This window comes from Bacillus cereus group sp. BfR-BA-01380, assembly GCF_022663535.1.
Classification (GTDB): Bacteria; Bacillota; Bacilli; order Bacillales; family Bacillaceae_G; genus Bacillus_A; species Bacillus_A cereus_BB.
The window spans coordinates 1-16,629 of the sequence record NZ_JAKUFS010000037.1 but is presented as its reverse complement, the minus strand read 5'-3'; the positions used below and the strand labels follow the sequence as shown (position 1 = coordinate 16,629).

Genomic DNA, 16,629 nt, shown 5'->3' with positions numbered 1-16,629 from the left:
CATTGTGTTTTTTGAATATTCGTTATAATATAATTGTGAGTTCGTTAAAAAGAACGTCGAATTTGAATGTTTTTTGTGATTTTCTCATATAAATACGAAATAAACGAAAGGAAGGAGACAGATGAAGTTAGTTTGGAAAGTGATTAGTAATATTATTTCTTTTGTTTTATTTACGATTATGGTTGTTTTAGCGTTTGTGGTTATTTCGTCAAAGGCGAGTGGCGGCGATCCAACAGTAATGGGATACCAGTTCAAGGCGGTATTATCAGGTTCGATGGAACCTACGTTTTTAACAGGATCTGTTATTGCAATTGAACCAACAAAAGATGGTTCAAAATATAAAAAAGGCGATGTCATTACGTTTAAAGAGAAAAATAACAAGATTATTACCCACCGCATCATTGATGTGAAAAATATAAATGGAAAAGTGGCCTATGAAACAAAAGGGGACAATAATAATGGTCCTGATTTAAACCCGGTTCTTGCTGAAAATGTAATTGGAAAATATGCAGATATTACTGTTCCCAATGTTGGTTATTTACTAAACTATGCAAATTCGAAAGCTGGAGCAGCATTGTTATTAGTCATTCCAGGTGTTTTATTGTTAGGCTATTCTGTGGTTTCTATTTTTGGAGCATTGCGCAGCATTGATTCTGAAAAGAAAAACAAGTCTTCCGATGCAGGACAATCTGTATAAATAGTTATACTCTTATATGTAAAGCTTAGGGAGAAATTTGAATTTGTTGATAATAACAAGGATCAAAACGAATTTCAAGGTGATAAACTTCAATTGAAGTGGACATTTGATGCGCAGCAAGCTGCTGGTGAAGAAAGATAACGTTTAAGAAATTCACAAGACTATCTGTATTAGATGGTCTTGTTCTTTATATGAAATGTTATAATTCTTTATAAGGAATATAAATTCATCCAATGGTAGGTGTGAATATGAAAAAATCCTCAAAGAAAGTAAGGAATATACTTATATTACCATGTATATGTTCTATGGCTTTTTATATGGGATCTCAAGTAGTGACATATACCGAAGCATCTTTTTTGAGTCAACAAAAAGTAGAGGCAACTTTGTCGACTGCAATGGTTTTTCCGAAAACAATTGAAAAGTTAACAGGGGAAGCAAAGCAACATAGAGAAACTATTTTCAATCATTACAATGTGATAAATAGTGCAGCAAATGGAAATGAAACTGCTGCAGAATTAGAGAACAAGCTTGTTACATGGAAGCAGAACCGTGAAGTGATTAAGAAGGAAATCGCAGCGCTGCAAACTAACTATACGGAGATTGAATCATATAATAACAAAGCGGTAGAAGATGCAAAGAAAAATAAAGAGGGCTCTGCACAAGGAGTATTAAAATATGTGCAAGCTGGTTTTGCAGAAATTCAAAGTATTCGCAGTGAAGTTGATAAACAAGCGGTGTTACAAAAAGTAGATGAGCGTATTGAGGCACTAGAAAAACAAATGAATGAAGAGAACAAGAAACAAGTAAACATATCATCTGTACAACCTTCAGATTCTTCCCAGCAAACAGGGCAGCCTTCAAAACAAGAAGAGAAAAAGCAGGAGAATCATACGAATGAAGAACAGTTGAAAAAAAATCAACCAGTTACACAGGTGCCAGCACAGCCTGAGGAAAATAAAAAAGAGGCAGATGCGGAAACAAAGCAGTAACAAGTCAAGTTTGTATGTTATGCTGAATAAGTTGGTCATATAGGAGAACTGAAAGATTCTAATGGCAATACAAATGTGAATAGTTCACTATTAAACTTAAAAATGTTACCGCATACAGGTGCTGATTATATGAATACAATTTTAATCGGAATTGGAATGATGATGATTGGCTTGTTTGTATACGAAAAACGAATGAAGCGAAAATAAAGAAAAGTATCATATATGTATAAAAATAGAGAAATTGTAAGAAAAGTAACGAAAAAGACAGGAAAACAAATTAAAACAACGAAAAAACAGAAAATACAGAACCTTTTGAGATTTTATTTCTATACCACTTGTTCTTTATAATGAACCCAAGGGAACTTATTAAAGAACATACATAGAGATAATGAGGTAGCAGACGGGCAACGATTATGTAGAAACGAAGCAATTGTTTTATTAGTTACACCTCTTATCTACATAAGAGCTAACAATAAAAAGAAAATTGGGGGAATTTAGAATGGGTCTTAAGAAAAAGTTAGGCATGGGAGTAGCATCAGCAGCATTAGGGTTATCTTTAATCGGTGGAGGAACGTTTGCATTCTTTAGTGATAAAGAGGTATCCAACAATACATTTGCAGCGGGTACGTTAGATCTTGCACTTAATCCAAAAACAATCGTTGATATTGACAACTTAAAACCAGGCGATTCTGTGAAAAAAGAATTTTTATTACAAAATAAAGGTTCATTAGCAATCAAAGATGTAAAGCTAGCAACTAAATATACAGTAATTGATAGCAAAGGCGACAATAATGGTGAAGATTTTGGTAAGCACATTAAAGTGAAGTTTATCTGGAACTGGGATAAACAAAGCGAACCAGTCTATGAAACAACGTTAGCTGACCTGCAAAAAGCAGATCCAGATGTAGTTGCAAAAGACGTGTTTGCTCCTGAATGGAGTGAAGAAGGCGGATTAAAAGCTGGTTCAGAGGATTACCTATGGGTGCAATTTGTTTTCGAAGATAACGGACAAGATCAAAACATCTTCCAAGGCGACAAATTGAATTTAGAATGGACTTTCAATGCTTCACAAACTGATGGTGAAGAGAAGTAAGAAATATAACAAAAGCGGGGGATTTCCTCCGCTTTTTATAATACAAATAAAAAGAGTACCTTCATCGAAAGCACTCTTTCCTTATCATTTTTGCTTTTGTTTCCATTTATTAAACTCTAAAAATTCACGAAATTGCTCTTTTGAAATACCTGAATGCATGGCTTCTTTAACGAGTTTTAGCCACTCGGAGTCTAATGCATGTTCGTCATTCGGCTCATCATGAAGAAGTACATCAACAGGAACGTGCAGAACGTTAGAAATCTTTTCGAGAAATTGAATCGAAGGATTTTTTTGTAAGTTTCGTTCAATGGAACTAATATATGACTTTGCAACGCCTGCTTTTTCGGCAAGTTCTGTTAGGGAGATGCCCCTTTGTAGACGCAGGCGTTTTATACGTTCTCCGATCATATTAGCGCACCTTTCTCACTGTATACCTAAGATGTAATTTATTATAACACATTTTTCTTTAAAAAATACAACGTCGGCTAGTTCTACGCGGATTGATTTCCATGTTGCAAAAAGTTAGATACTTCTGCACTACTAATATCCATATCTAAAGCTTCCAACAATAAATCAATCCATTCTGAATCAAGTACTTCTTTGTTATCTGTTTGCACAAATGACGCCTCCTAATAATTACAGTAATAAAAGCTAAAAAACTAAAAAACATTAACACTATTATAATATCGAAGAGTATAATTGCATTAAAAAAACAAAATTTACCAAACAAGACGAATATCTTGTAAGTACATATAAAAATTTTAATAGTTTTGTCAATAATTATCAATATATTCCGGGAATATAATTAAATTTTAATATTTACACATTTGAAACAAAGAATCTTTTCAATAATATTACAAATTAAGACAATATCTTGTAAAATGATTGAATTTTTTTTATTATCAAAACATTGGTACATATTTTTGTTTAGGGAGGAATAGGGATGAAGAGAAAGCCTTTTAAAGTGCTGTCCACGCTTGCGGCGACAGCTGTGCTTAGTTGCACATTTGGGTTTGGGGGCCAATCTGTTTATGCGGCAACGCCGTCTAATGTAGTGTCTTCAAGTCCAATCGACGATCATTTAATTCCTGAGGATCGTTTAGCAGAAGCATTGAAAAAACGCGGTGTAATTAGTGATTCTACGTCGAAAGAAGACACATTAAAAGCAGTTGAAAAATACGTAGAGAAGAAAAAAGGTGAAAATGCTGGAAAAGAACCAGCAGCGGGGGATAGTGTTACGCAAGGAGCTTCTGACTTTTTGAAAAAAGTTAAAGATGCAAAAGCAGATACGAAAGAAAAAGCAAATCAACCTGCTGGTGGTCCGGTAGCTGGACAAGCTCCTATTAAAGGGGGATTAAACGGCAAAGTACCAACTATTTCAGCAAAGCAAAAAGAATATAATGGACCTGTTCGTAAAGATAAAGTCCTTGTGTTACTTGTAGAATACGCTGATTTTAAGCATAACAATATTGATCAAGAGCCTGGTTATATGTATTCAAACGATTTTAATCAAGAACATTATCAAAAAATGTTGTTTGGCGATGAGCCGTTTACATTATTTGATGGATCAAAAATTGAGACATTTAAGAAGTATTATGAAGAGCAATCCGGTGGTAGTTATACGGTAGATGGAAAAGTAACAAAGTGGTTAACAGTTCCTGGTAAAGCAGCGGATTATGGGGATGATGCTGGCAGTGGTCATGATAATAAGAGCCCGTTAGGACCAAGAGACCTTGTAAAAGATGCGTTAAAAGCAGCAGTGGATAGCGGTTTAAACTTAGCTGATTTTGATGAGTTTGATCAATATGATATGGATGGTGATGGCAATAAAAATGAGCCAGACGGACTTGTTGACCATCTAATGGTACTTCACGCTGGTGTTGGACAAGAAGCTGGTGGAGGTAAACTAGGAGATGACGCAATTTGGTCACATCGCTGGACAATTGGACCAAAACCATATCCAGTTGAAGGAACAGAAGCAAAAGTTCCATATTGGGGCGGCAAAATGGCAGCGTTCGATTACACAATTGAGCCAGAAGATGGAGCAGTTGGTGTATTCGCGCATGAGTTTGGTCATGATTTAGGTCTTCCTGATGAGTATGATACACAGTATACTGGTGCAGGTGAACCAGTTCAATCTTGGTCTATTATGAGCGGCGGCAGCTGGGCAGGTAACATTGCAGGTACAACGCCAACAAGTTTCTCTCCGCAAAATAAAGAGTTCTTTCAAAAGAACATTGGTGGAGACTGGGCGAACATTGTAGAGGTTGACTACGATAAATTAAATCGTGGTGTCGGTTTTGCGACATACTTAGATCAAAGTGTAACGAAATCAGCTCGCCCTGGTTTAATTCGCGTAAACTTACCAGATAAAGATGTAAAAGGTATTCCAGCAGCATTTGGTAAACAGTACTACTATAGTACAAAAGGTGACGATCTTCATACGACATTAGAAACACCGCTATTTGATTTAACGAATGCAACAAATGCAAAGTTTGATTACAAAACGCTATACGAAATTGAAGCGGATTATGATTTCCTTGAAGTATATGCGGTTGCGGAAGATGGAACAAAAACGTTAGTTGATAAAATCGGTGACGAAAGTGTGAAAGGCAACATGGATACAACTGACGGTAAATGGGTAGATAAGTCATATGACTTAAGCCAATTTAAAGGTCAAAAAGTAAAATTAGTATTCGAATATATTACAGATGGTGGTTTAGCACCGAATGGTTTTACTCTTGATAATGCTACATTAACTGTAAATGGAAATGTTGTGTTCTCTGATGATGCAGAAGGCGATGCAAAATTAAAATTAAATGGCTTCGTTGTATCAGACGGTTTTGATAAGAAGAAGCATAACTACTATTTAGAGTGGAGAAACTATGCTGGTGCTGATGAAGCATTAAAACATGGCCGTGGTCCAGTGTATAATACAGGTCTTCTTGTATGGTATGCAGACTCTAGCTTTACAGATAACTGGGTTGGAGTTCATCCTGGAGAAGGATTCTTAGGTCTTGTTGATTCTCATCCAGATGCAATTGTGGGAACATTAAATGGTAAACCAACTGTTGCAAATAGCACACGATACCAAATTGCAGATGCTGCGTTCTCCTTTAATCAAACGCCAGCGTGGAAAGTTGTAAATCCAGCACGCGGAACATTTGATTACAAAGGATTGCCAGGTGTAACGAAGTTTGATGATTCTAAATCGTATATGAACAATTTACTCCCAGATGCAGGACGTAAAGTACCGAATCTTGGATTGAAATTTGAAGTAGTTGGACAAGCAGATGATAATTCTGCAGGTGCAGTTCGTTTATATCGTTAATAAATGGAGAAGCTGTTGAAGGGAATTCCTTTCAACAGCTTTTTTCATAGAAACATATATTTCAAGTCATTTACAAAATAATATATATTCGTTTTAATGTTCTGACATCTTTGTCTAGTTCGCCCTCCTAAAAAAGGTTTTAAGCCATTTTTTAATTTGTATATATAATAAAAAATTTACATATCCGTTTATTTTTAAGTAAGAAGAAACAAGAAATGTATTATAATATATGATGAAGTAAAGGGGGGAAGTTTTATGACGATTGCTTCTATTATGGAACGACAAAAATCCTACTTTTATAGCGGGAAGACAAGAAGAATAGATGAAAGAAAGAAACAGTTACAAGCATTATATGAAAGTATTCAGCGCTATGAGTCTGAAATTTTTCAAGCGCTAAAGCTGGATTTAAATAAATCAGAGCATGAATCGTATACGACAGAGGTTGGATATACATTAAAAGAAATTTCTTTTATGATAAAGAATCTTTCTAAATGGAGTAAACCAAAGCGTGTGAAAACGGCAATGACTCATATTGGATCGAAAGGGGAAATTATTCCGGAGCCGTATGGCGTAACGTTAGTAATTGCCCCGTGGAATTATCCGTTTCAACTGGCGGTTGCCCCGTTAGTTGGAGCGATTGCGGCTGGAAATACAGTTGTCTTAAAACCTTCAGAGTTAACACCAAATGTTTCTAGCGTTCTTGCAAAAATGTTAACGGAGTTATTCCCATCTGAGTTAGTTGCTGTGATGGAAGGCGGCGCCGAGGTGAGCACAGCTTTGCTGAAGGAGCCGTTTGATTATATTTTCTTTACTGGTAGTGTGGGAGTTGGAAAAATTGTTATGGAGGCAGCTTCAAAACAATTAACGCCTCTTACACTTGAACTTGGCGGCAAAAGTCCGTGCATTGTACATAAAGATGCAAAGCTTGATGTGACAGCGAGGCGAATTGTATGGGGGAAATTTTTAAATGCGGGGCAAACGTGTGTTGCACCGGATTATGTATATGTTCACTCCTCCATTAAAGATCAATTTATAGAAGAAATGAGAAAAGCTGTGCATGAACAATATGGAGAGAAGCCATTGCAAAATGAAAAGTATGTCCGCATTGTGAGCAGGCGGCATTTTGAAAGATTGTGTTCATTTTTAGGGGACGGTCAGGCTGTAATAGGCGGGAATTATGATCAAGATAAACTATTAATTGAACCTACAGTACTTACAGATGTGACATGGAATGATACTGTAATGGAAGATGAGATTTTTGGTCCGATTTTACCATTATTAGAGTATGAACATATAGAAGATGTCATAGCAACTGTTCAGCGTCATCCGAAACCGCTTGCACTATATGTTTTTTCTGAAGAACGAAAGGTGCAAAAGAAAGTGACGCAATCCATTTCCTATGGAGGCGGTTGTGTTAATGATGTTGTCTATCATCTAGCAACGCCGTATTTACCATTTGGAGGTGTTGGTCAAAGTGGTTTGGGGAGCTATCACGGAGAGCAGAGTTTTCAAGCATTTTCACATTATAAAAGCATTTTGTCTCAATCGACAGCGTTTGATATGAAAATTCGCTATTCTTCTACAAAAAGTGCTTTAAAATTCATTCGAAAATTGTTAAAATGATGATGGTGTTTACCAATTGGTGCGTCAGTATGATAAAAGCCCCTTCAACACGAAGGGGTTTTTCTATTCAAGGTGTGTATCGGGTAAAATTGAAGCAAACATATTACATAAAGTGAAGCTTCGATCAGTGGCGGGCATTCATTCACCACTCACTACGTTCGTATTACGTGATTAAACATCATTTTTGTTGAGATTGAAACAAAGTTATTGTATATAGAATACTTGGTTATTTATGAATATCAAAAATATGAGGTAGATAGGAAGAGAAGATGAAAAATATTATTAAGGTCGAAGCAGTAGAAAAACATTTTGGGGATCAAATTATTATTCCGCCTCTTTCTTTAGACATTAAAGAAGGCGAATTTATAACGATTCTTGGTCCGAGTGGTTGTGGGAAAACGACGTTACTTCGTATGATTGCGGGTTTTGAGAAACCAACAAAAGGTGTCATTTTGCTTGATGAAAAAACAATTAACGATTTACCCCCATATAAACGTCATATGAATTTAGTATTTCAGCATTATGCACTGTTTCCGCATATGACTGTTGAGAAGAATATTCGCTTTGGACTGAAGATGCAAAAGGTTTCTGAAGCGGAGCAACGAGAACGCGCTGAGGAAGCGATGCGGTTAACACAGTTGACAGAATTCCGTAATCGGAAACCAGCTAAACTTTCTGGCGGACAACAGCAGCGCGTGGCGATTGCACGTGCAATTGTGAATAATCCTCGTGTGTTGTTATTAGATGAGCCGTTAGGAGCGCTAGATTTTAAGCTTCGAAAAGATTTGCAGCGTGAATTGAAAAATTTACAACGAAATCTTGGGATTACGTTCATTTATGTGACGCATGATCAAGAAGAAGCGATGAGTATGAGCGATCGCATTGTGGTTATGAACAAAGGTCACATTGAGCAAATTGGAACACCAAAAGAAATTTATCACAAACCAGAAACGTTGTTCGTTGCGACGTTCATTGGAGAAAATAATATTGTTCAAACAGGGGAAAAGTATGTAGCAGTACGCCCAGAGAACGTGATAGTACGTTCTGTGGAAGATTCATCTGCTGAAGGGTATCATTTTGGCCATATTGAAGATATTGAATTTGTTGGAAATATGGAGAAGTTATATATTCGCGATGAGAAAACAGGCGAGTTGTTAATGGCGTATCAAAGTGCAGAAGAAGCAAAGCAGTGGAACATTGGTGACAATGTGCATGTAGGCTGGGAGCAAGAGGATGAGGTGACCTTAAATTGAGAAAAGGGAAATTACTTGCATTACCTACAGTTGTTTGGTTATTTATCTTCTTCTTAGTACCTCTCTTGTTTGTGTTAGCTTTTTCATTTTTACAGCGAGGGACGTACGGAACAGTTGAAATGCACTTTACGTTAGAGAATATTGGCCGTGTATTTGATTGGCTCTATATGGAGACGTTATGGGAAACAGTAAAAATTGCTGTTATTACAACGGTACTTTGTTTGTTGATTGGATATCCGTTCGCCTATACAGTGACGATTGTTGATCGTAAATGGCGTTCTGTTTTACTGCTTCTTGCAACAATCCCGTTTTGGATTAACTTTTTAGTCCGCTCGTATGCTTGGATTGTTATTTTACGTTCACAAGGGCTTGTCAATACGCTATTGCTGAAATTAGGTATTATTAGTGAACCTTTAAACTTACTATACAATACACCATCTGTTATTTTAGGGATGGTATATTCACTCTTACCATTTATGATTTTGCCTGTATATGCAGCGATTGAACAACTTGATAAGAGAAAATTAGAAGCGGCTTATGATTTAGGAGCAACGCCGCTTAAAGCGTTTTGGCATGTAACAATTCCAATGACGATGTCAGGTATAGCGACAGGTTCGATTTTAGTATTTGTGTCATCGATTGGTATGTTTGTTGTATCAGACGTAATGGGCGGTTCGAAAGTTGCATTAATCGGAAATGTGATTCAAAATCAGTTTTTAGGTGCACGCGATTGGCCATTTGGGTCAGCATTATCTATGATTGTTGTGTTATTCTCCATCCTGTTAATTTACTTATATTATCGGGCTACGAAAGTATATAACTATGGAAACGGAGGGGAATAAACGAATATGAAAAAGTTTTTAGTCACCTATTCTTGGGTAATTTTATTGTTTCTTTATTTACCAATGATGGTACTTATGCTGTATTCGTTTAATGACTCACGTATTAATGCGGAGTGGCAAGGTTTTACACTTCATTGGTATACAGATTTATTTCAAAAACAGGATGTAATTGATGCGCTTGTAAACAGTTTAACGATTGCTGTTGTCACGACAATTGTCTCCACATTGTTAGGTGTGTTATTTGCAATTGCAATGCACCGTTATAAATATCGTTTTGAAGGTGCAATTAACGGACTTGTATATTTACCAGTTCTCATTCCAGATATTTTAATGGGATTATCACTTTTAATTTTATTCAGTCAACTTGGTATTGAACTTGGACAAATGACAATTATTCTTTCTCATATTACATTTAGTATTTCATTTGTCGTTATTGTTTTATCAGCAAGACTTTCGGGTATGGGGCGCGATTTAGAAGAAGCTGCAAGTGATTTAGGAGCAACGCCGTGGCAAACGTTTCGTTATGTAACGCTACCAGGGCTCGCACCAGGTATTATTTCAGCGGCACTATTAACATTCACATTATCTATTGATGATTTCGTTATTAGTTTCTTCGTATCAGGTCCAGGCTCAACAACATTGCCTCTGTATATTTACAGTATGGTAAAACGTGGTATATCGCCTGAAATTAACGCGTTGTCTACAATTTTGATTGTTGTAATTGTCGGATTAATGATTGCTTCTGAAATGTTCCGCAGCAAAGGTGCAGATGGAGAGGAAAATTCAGGCGGCCATCTTCCGTTATAATAAAGTGAAACTTCCATCAGTGGGGGAGGGTTCATCCCCCACTGATGGAAAGCCCGCAAATAGCGGGATAAATGAACGAGTAAAAGATGAATGAGTAAGTTCAAACTAGGAGGGAATGCAAATGAAATGGTTGAAAGTAGTCGCAAGTACAGCACTTACTTTCGGGATTACTGCTGGAGTTTTAGCTGGATGCGGCGAAAAGAAGGAAGAATTAAATATTTACAGCTGGGCTGATAACTTTGATGAGCAAGTAATTAAAGACTTTGAAAAGCAGTATGACGTTAAAGTGAATTATGATAAGTATGCAAGTAATGAAGAGATGCTTGCGAAATTACAAGCAGGCGGTGCAAAGTATGATTTAGTTCAACCGTCTGATTATATGGTAAAAACAATGACAAAGATGAATTTGTTAGAGCAGTTAGATAAAAAGAACATTCGGAATGTAGAGAATCTCGTTTCAAACTTTAAGACACCTCCGTTTGATCCAGAAAATAAGTATTCTATCGTGTATACATGGGGTGTAACGGGCATTGCTTATAATAAAAAATATGTGAAAGAAAAGCCGACAAGTTGGAATGATTTATGGAATGAAAAATATAAAGGTCACGTAGCATTGTTAAATGATTCTCGTGAAGTACTTGGCATGGGTCTTAAGAAAAATGGCTTTTCAAATAGCACACAAAATGATGCCGAGTTAAAAACAGCTTTTACAGATGTTCAAAAATTACTACCAAATTTATTAGCGTTTGATACAGATAATATTAAACAAAAATTTATTACAGACGATGCATGGATTGGTACAGTATGGTCCGGAGATGCGGCGTTCATTGCAAAAGAGAATAAAGATGTTGAATACGTAGTTCCAAAAGAAGGCGGTACGATTTGGGCAGATACGTTAGCAATTCCAAAAGGTGCAAAACATAAAGAGCTTGCAGAGAAATTTATTAACTACTTAATGGATCCAAAAGTCAGCGTGAAAAACTATGAATCCATTGGATATAGTAATCCAAATGAAAAGGCTCGTACTCTTCACAGTAAAGAGTATCAAAACAATCATATGATTTTCCTAGCAAAAGAAGAGCTAGATCGTACAGAATGGCTTGTTGATGTGAACGGAAAATTAAAAGAGTATGATCGTTACTGGACAGAGCTGAAGACAGGAAAAGAAAAGTAATAAAAAAGTGCGATTTCTTAGCGGAAATCGCGTTTTTTTATAGCAGGAGGAACTGAATGTCGAAAAAGAAATTACATATGTATGAGATTGTATGCATCGCACTTTTGCTTTGCGCATCTAGCATCATTGCGTGGAGAGTACATTCTGGCGGTGTAACGACAGTTGATATGTATGTGAAAGGAATGGTAACAGGACTGCAAACAGAATCGTCACTTACGTTTTTTCGTTATGTGACAAAACTCGGTTCTGGAATTGGGATTGTAAGTGTATTAGCGATAAGTCTGTTCTGTTTTTGGAAGAAACGTTATTACGTAGCAATGGTTATATATCCTCTCTCCATTCTTAGTACACATCTTATTAATAAAGGAATTAAAGCGATTGTGAAAAGAGATCGTCCAACTATTAACGAGGCGTTAGATGCGCTTGGATATAGCTTTCCAAGTGGACATGCGATGTTATCGATTGTTACGTATGGATTTCTTGCTTATATGATCGCAGCAAACGTAAAAAGTGCAGGTGCAAAATACTTTATAACGATTGTAGCCAGTGTATGTATTGTTTTAATTGGACTAAGCCGGATCATTTTATCCGTACACTATCCAACTGATGTGTTAGCAGGTTATTGTATGAGCGGTATCTTACTTATTATCGCTATTTATTTACACCGTTTTTATTCAGCGCGTTAAGAAAAGTTATCCTTTTTTGATGAAAGGGTAGCTTTTTTCATGAACGAAAGAGTGGATATGATACACTAAGAGAAAGAATAGAAGAGGAGTAGGTGAGACTCTGTGAAAACAACTGTACATAAAGTAGATACATGGGGGAAGATCGGCGCTTTGTTATATCGGTTTCGATATACAACGATTGCGCTATTAATATTGCTAGCTGCGCTACTTGGTATATTTGCACCGAAGCTTCCCGGTGTATTAGGCGGAGATGGATTTCAAACACAAGGTGATTATCAAACGACAAAAAAGATATTAGAGAAAGATTTTAAACAGTCGCAAGATACATTGTTACTCGTCTTTCAAAAAGAGAAAGGTGTATCTCAGCAAAAATTTATAGAGAGAATTGAAGAGGTTGTAAAAAAAATTCAAAGAGAAGAAACTTACGAGTCTTTTCATGGGCCGATAGAAAATAAAACAATGCTGAAGGAAGATATTGCTTATGCCTCAATTTTATTTTCCGGGAAAACGAGTAAAGAGCGAAAGGAAAAAACATTAGCATTTGCAAAGGATATTCAAAAAGAAAGTAACGGGGAGGTCAAAATATCTCCAACTGGATATCCGGTTATTAATGATGAAATTAATACGAGAACACAAAATGATTTAAAAGTAGCAGAAATGATTGGGTTGCCAATTGCGTTTTTGGTGCTATTACTTTCTTTTGGTAGCTTGTTTGCATCGATTTTGCCTATTTTAAATGGAGCGCTAAGTGTTATTAGTACGATGGGGATTTTATATTTTATCGGAGAACAAAAGGAACTTTCTATTTTTGTACTGAACGTCGCGCCGATGATTGGGCTTGCTTTATCTATTGATTTTGCCCTATTATTTGTGAATCGTTTCCGAGAAGAGCTTGCACATCGTTCTGTTAAAGAAGCGATTATGGTTACCTATCAAACGGCAGGACGCGCCATTATTTTTTCAGGTTTATGTGTATTTGTTGGTTTGTCTGGTTTGTTCTTTTTCAAAATTGATTATATTCAAGCTGTCGCAATTAGCGGGATGATTGTCGTAATCATGAGTATTTTATTTTCATTAACGATGCTTCCAGCGTTGTTAGCTTTAATGGGAAAACGTATATTAGGAAAGAACCAAAATGTTAAGCGCACAGCACCGATGTGGCGTAAATTTGCACAGTTCGTAATGAAATATCCAATTGTGATGACCATTGCTGTATTTACATTTATTATCGTTTGTTTATTGCCGCTTCGCGGTGCGGATTTACAGTTTCCTGGTGTAGAAGCATTACCTGAGAAAAGCGAGGCCCGCATTGCCTTTGAACGTTATGAAGATGCATTTAATAAAACGGTAAAAACTCATGCAGATGTGACGCTTGTCGTTAAGACAAAAGGAAATGTAACAGAAAAAGAGAATTTACAAACGTTGCAAAAGGTTGTGCAGAAACTAAAGAATGATAAAGATGTATATGAAGTGAAAAGTTTATATGAACAACTTGGAAATATGTCTGCAGAACAATTGACAGCAATGTTGCAATCACCAAATCGTGCACAAATAGAGCCGCTATTTGAGGCGTATGTGAAAGGGAATAAGACAACGATTGGAATTGCCCTAGATACAAAGCCAAGAACAGAGAAAGCAAAGCAATGGGTACGAGAGTTTAAAGAAAACTATAAAACGGAAGGTATAACATATTATGTAGGCGGAATGACAACTTTCCAGCAAGAATTAGAAGATGAAATTAAAGACAAAGTTGTTGTTGGTATGTCTGTTATTTTTGCGTCAACGTTTCTGATTTTATTACTAGCGTTTCGTTCGCTCCTGATTCCAATTAAAGCAATTGTGATGAATGTGCTTAGTTTAAGTGCAACGATTGGCATTGTCATTTGGCTTTTTGAAGGAGGTCATTTTGGATTAGAGCAAAGCTCGGTATTGTTTGTATTGCCGATTTTTATTTTTGGGCTAGTATTTGGATTAAGTATGGACTATGAAGTGTTTCTTATTTCGCGTATTCATGAATTATACGAAGAGACGAGAGATAACGATTATGCAACGTTAGAAGGATTAGTGTCAACGAGCCGGATTATTACGTCAGCTGCGTTAATTATGATCGTTGTTACAGGTGCATTTGCTTTTACCGATATTTTGCCAGTGAAACAGATGGGGCTTGGCGTTGCGCTAGCCATATTCCTTGATGCAACAATTATTCGATTAATCCTTGTACCAAGTTTAATGAAAATGTTTGGCGAGTGGAACTGGTGGCTTCCATTCACCAAAAGGAAACAGAAAAACATGCATGAATAAGTATCTTTCATCTTATAGGAGGGAGATACTTGTATGAATAGCTTTACCCCCTTTTAGCGAATAGTATGAGATAAGGAGATTACATATAAGAGTGGGGGAAGGCAATGTTTCGTTATTTTAAATTTAAATTGAATGATACTGTACAATTTGCAGAAAATGATGGGCATATGTATCGCATTGTCGGCTATCGGTTAGAAAAAGGTTTTTATTCAAAAGAGACACATATTATTTATGAATTGTTGCGCGAGTTTGATGGATATACACTTGATGCAGAAGAAAGTGAGCTTATGAAAGTTATTCAAGTAGAAGAGGAGTATTATAAAATTCGTGATATGGGAGAATACCGTTATCCTGTTAAACTAAAAACACCGCTGAAAAAAAATAATCATACAACGATAGACCAATTATTAGATGCTTACAATGACTACAAGCGGTTAGCTGATTTTTTTCAAGATTTATCATATGAAAGAAAAGCTGAAGAAATGTTGCAGGAAATGAAAAGGCTTCGTGCATAAAGTGATAATTGGAGACAGTTCGGTCAGGAACTGTCTTTAATTATGCATGAGAGACGATTTTCCGTTACAATAAGAAGATGAATAGAAATAAGGTGATGATATGAAAGTAAAGAAAACGGGAGAATGGTGTGAAATTACGGTTCCTTCTGAATGGGCTGGACGAACAATAGATTCTATTTTGAAAGAAGAATGGCAAGTTCCGAAAAAATTATTACACAAATATCGTATGGAAAAAAGTATTCTTGTTAATGGAGAAGGAAAACGGTGGAGTGAACAATTGCAAAGAGAAGATAAATTGCAAGTTCATATGTTTATACAAGAAGGGTATGATGTAGAACCGGAGTTTTATGATATAGAAGTTATATATGAAGACGATCATGTATTAATTGTTAATAAACCAATTCAAGTAGACACACATCCTGCAAATAAAGGCGGGACAGGTACATTAGCAAACTATGTAGCATTTCATTTGCAAATGCAAGGAATTGAAACAAAGGTGCGCCACATTCACCGATTAGATAAGGACACAACAGGTGGAGTCGTCTTTGCAAAACACGCTTTAGCCGGTGTGATTATGGATCGATTATTAACAGAGCGTAAAATTAAGAGGACATATATGGCACTTGTTGAAGGAAAAGTACAAAAGAAGCGAGGGACAATAGATGCTCCAATTGGACGAGATCGTCATCATGCATCAAGGCGTCGTGTTTCTCCAAAAGGTGACCATGCTGTAACACATTATGAGGTCATGCATTATTCGAAAGAAAATAACATAACACTTGTTAAAGTTCAATTAGAAACGGGAAGAACCCATCAAATACGCGTTCATATGAGTTATCTCGGTCATCCGCTGATTGGCGATGCATTATATGGAGGTAAGACAAAGCTGCTTTCTCGTCAAGCATTGCATGCTGCTCATATTACAATGTTACATCCAATTACAAAACAGCAAATTGAAGCAGATATAGCCCTTCCTCATGATTTTTCTCGTCTCTTACAGTCTTATATGTATACAAAATAAATAGAGCCTTCTGAGAAGGCTCCATTTATCCTGCATTAACGAACAGTAATCTTTCATCTTCAAATGCAGCAGAAAGCAAAGAAGTTAGTTTAGGAGAGTCCGATTGGTTTAACTACATAAATCGCTACTATGCAGAACAAAACATGACCCGCATTCGCTTTTTCCCTTTGTTCCACATGTGGCAGAAAAAGGCCCTGACCGCTTTAAAGTGTACCCTTTGTAAAGGACATTTTTAAAAAAGCCTAGGCAGTTTTAAGAAGGTGATCCCTAAATTGAATAGGGCTCATCTTTTTTAAA

General features: G+C 36.4%; 16 protein-coding genes and 1 pseudogene. 15 read left to right on the top strand and 2 right to left on the bottom strand.

Going from position 1 to position 16,629, the window contains the following annotated elements; all coding sequences use genetic code 11:
• Positions 1 to 121: 121 nt before the first annotated feature.
• The 5 genes and pseudogenes from sipW (at position 122) to calY (ending at position 2,779) form a co-directional block, all read left to right on the top strand.
• Positions 122 to 697 carry a signal peptidase I SipW gene (gene sipW, locus MR076_RS23520; RefSeq protein ID WP_242224680.1) on the top strand — a complete coding sequence of 192 codons (576 nt, stop codon included), beginning with the start codon at positions 122 to 124 and terminating at the stop codon, positions 695 to 697.
• A gap of 21 nt (positions 698 to 718) precedes the next feature.
• Positions 719 to 838, top strand: a pseudogene (locus MR076_RS23515) (TasA family protein); the annotation flags it as partial.
• A 191-nt stretch (positions 839 to 1,029) separates the two neighbouring features.
• Positions 1,030 to 1,686: a DUF4047 domain-containing protein gene (locus MR076_RS23510; protein WP_242224678.1), complete on the top strand. Its 657-nt coding sequence runs from the start codon at positions 1,030 to 1,032 to the stop codon at positions 1,684 to 1,686.
• A gap of 75 nt (positions 1,687 to 1,761) precedes the next feature.
• Positions 1,762 to 1,893: an LPXTG cell wall anchor domain-containing protein gene (locus MR076_RS23505; protein WP_242224677.1), complete on the top strand. Its 132-nt coding sequence runs from the start codon at positions 1,762 to 1,764 to the stop codon at positions 1,891 to 1,893.
• A 292-nt stretch (positions 1,894 to 2,185) separates the two neighbouring features.
• Positions 2,186 to 2,779, top strand: a complete 594-nt coding sequence (gene calY, locus MR076_RS23500) for a biofilm matrix protein CalY (protein ID WP_242224675.1) — start codon at positions 2,186 to 2,188, stop codon at positions 2,777 to 2,779.
• A gap of 84 nt (positions 2,780 to 2,863) precedes the next feature.
• Here the strand turns inward: calY and MR076_RS23495 are convergent, their stop codons facing one another.
• Together MR076_RS23495 and MR076_RS23490 are read right to left on the bottom strand one after the other, a co-directional pair.
• Complete coding sequence (locus MR076_RS23495) at positions 2,864 to 3,187, bottom strand: helix-turn-helix domain-containing protein (RefSeq protein WP_242224674.1); 324 nt, start codon at positions 3,185 to 3,187, stop codon at positions 2,864 to 2,866.
• A gap of 83 nt (positions 3,188 to 3,270) precedes the next feature.
• Entirely contained in the window at positions 3,271 to 3,396 is a 126-nt protein-coding gene (locus MR076_RS23490) for an anti-repressor SinI family protein (RefSeq protein WP_242224673.1), read from the bottom strand.
• Positions 3,397 to 3,722: 326 nt separating this feature from the next.
• Here MR076_RS23490 and MR076_RS23485 point away from each other — a divergent pair, with 326 nt between their 5' ends.
• From MR076_RS23485 to MR076_RS23440, 10 genes are all read left to right on the top strand, one after another.
• Positions 3,723 to 6,110 carry an immune inhibitor A domain-containing protein gene (locus MR076_RS23485; RefSeq protein WP_242224671.1) on the top strand — a complete coding sequence of 796 codons (2,388 nt, stop codon included), beginning with the start codon at positions 3,723 to 3,725 and terminating at the stop codon, positions 6,108 to 6,110.
• Positions 6,111 to 6,365: 255 nt separating this feature from the next.
• Entirely contained in the window at positions 6,366 to 7,733 is a 1,368-nt protein-coding gene (locus tag MR076_RS23480) for an aldehyde dehydrogenase (protein ID WP_242224669.1), read from the top strand.
• A 269-nt stretch (positions 7,734 to 8,002) separates the two neighbouring features.
• Positions 8,003 to 8,986, top strand: coding sequence for an ABC transporter ATP-binding protein (locus MR076_RS23475; RefSeq protein ID WP_242224668.1), 984 nt, complete (start codon positions 8,003 to 8,005; stop codon positions 8,984 to 8,986).
• Complete coding sequence (locus MR076_RS23470; protein WP_242224666.1) at positions 8,983 to 9,828, top strand: ABC transporter permease; 846 nt, start codon at positions 8,983 to 8,985, stop codon at positions 9,826 to 9,828. Before MR076_RS23475 ends, MR076_RS23470 begins: the two co-directional genes overlap by 4 nt.
• A gap of 6 nt (positions 9,829 to 9,834) precedes the next feature.
• Positions 9,835 to 10,635, top strand: a complete 801-nt coding sequence (locus MR076_RS23465) for an ABC transporter permease (RefSeq protein WP_242224664.1) — start codon at positions 9,835 to 9,837, stop codon at positions 10,633 to 10,635.
• A gap of 121 nt (positions 10,636 to 10,756) precedes the next feature.
• Positions 10,757 to 11,809, top strand: a complete 1,053-nt coding sequence (locus tag MR076_RS23460) for a polyamine ABC transporter substrate-binding protein (protein ID WP_242224662.1) — start codon at positions 10,757 to 10,759, stop codon at positions 11,807 to 11,809.
• Positions 11,810 to 11,865: 56 nt separating this feature from the next.
• On the top strand, positions 11,866 to 12,495 hold the full coding sequence (locus MR076_RS23455; protein WP_242224660.1) for a phosphatase PAP2 family protein: 630 nt from the start codon (positions 11,866 to 11,868) through the stop codon (positions 12,493 to 12,495).
• A 102-nt stretch (positions 12,496 to 12,597) separates the two neighbouring features.
• Complete coding sequence (locus MR076_RS23450; protein WP_242224658.1) at positions 12,598 to 14,796, top strand: MMPL family transporter; 2,199 nt, start codon at positions 12,598 to 12,600, stop codon at positions 14,794 to 14,796.
• Between the two features lie 104 nt (positions 14,797 to 14,900).
• A complete protein-coding gene (locus tag MR076_RS23445; protein ID WP_242224657.1) occupies positions 14,901 to 15,311 on the top strand; it encodes a histidinol dehydrogenase in 411 nt (136 codons plus the stop codon).
• A 100-nt stretch (positions 15,312 to 15,411) separates the two neighbouring features.
• Positions 15,412 to 16,332, top strand: coding sequence for an RluA family pseudouridine synthase (locus tag MR076_RS23440; protein WP_242224656.1), 921 nt, complete (start codon positions 15,412 to 15,414; stop codon positions 16,330 to 16,332).
• The last annotated feature ends 297 nt before the right edge of the window (positions 16,333 to 16,629 follow it).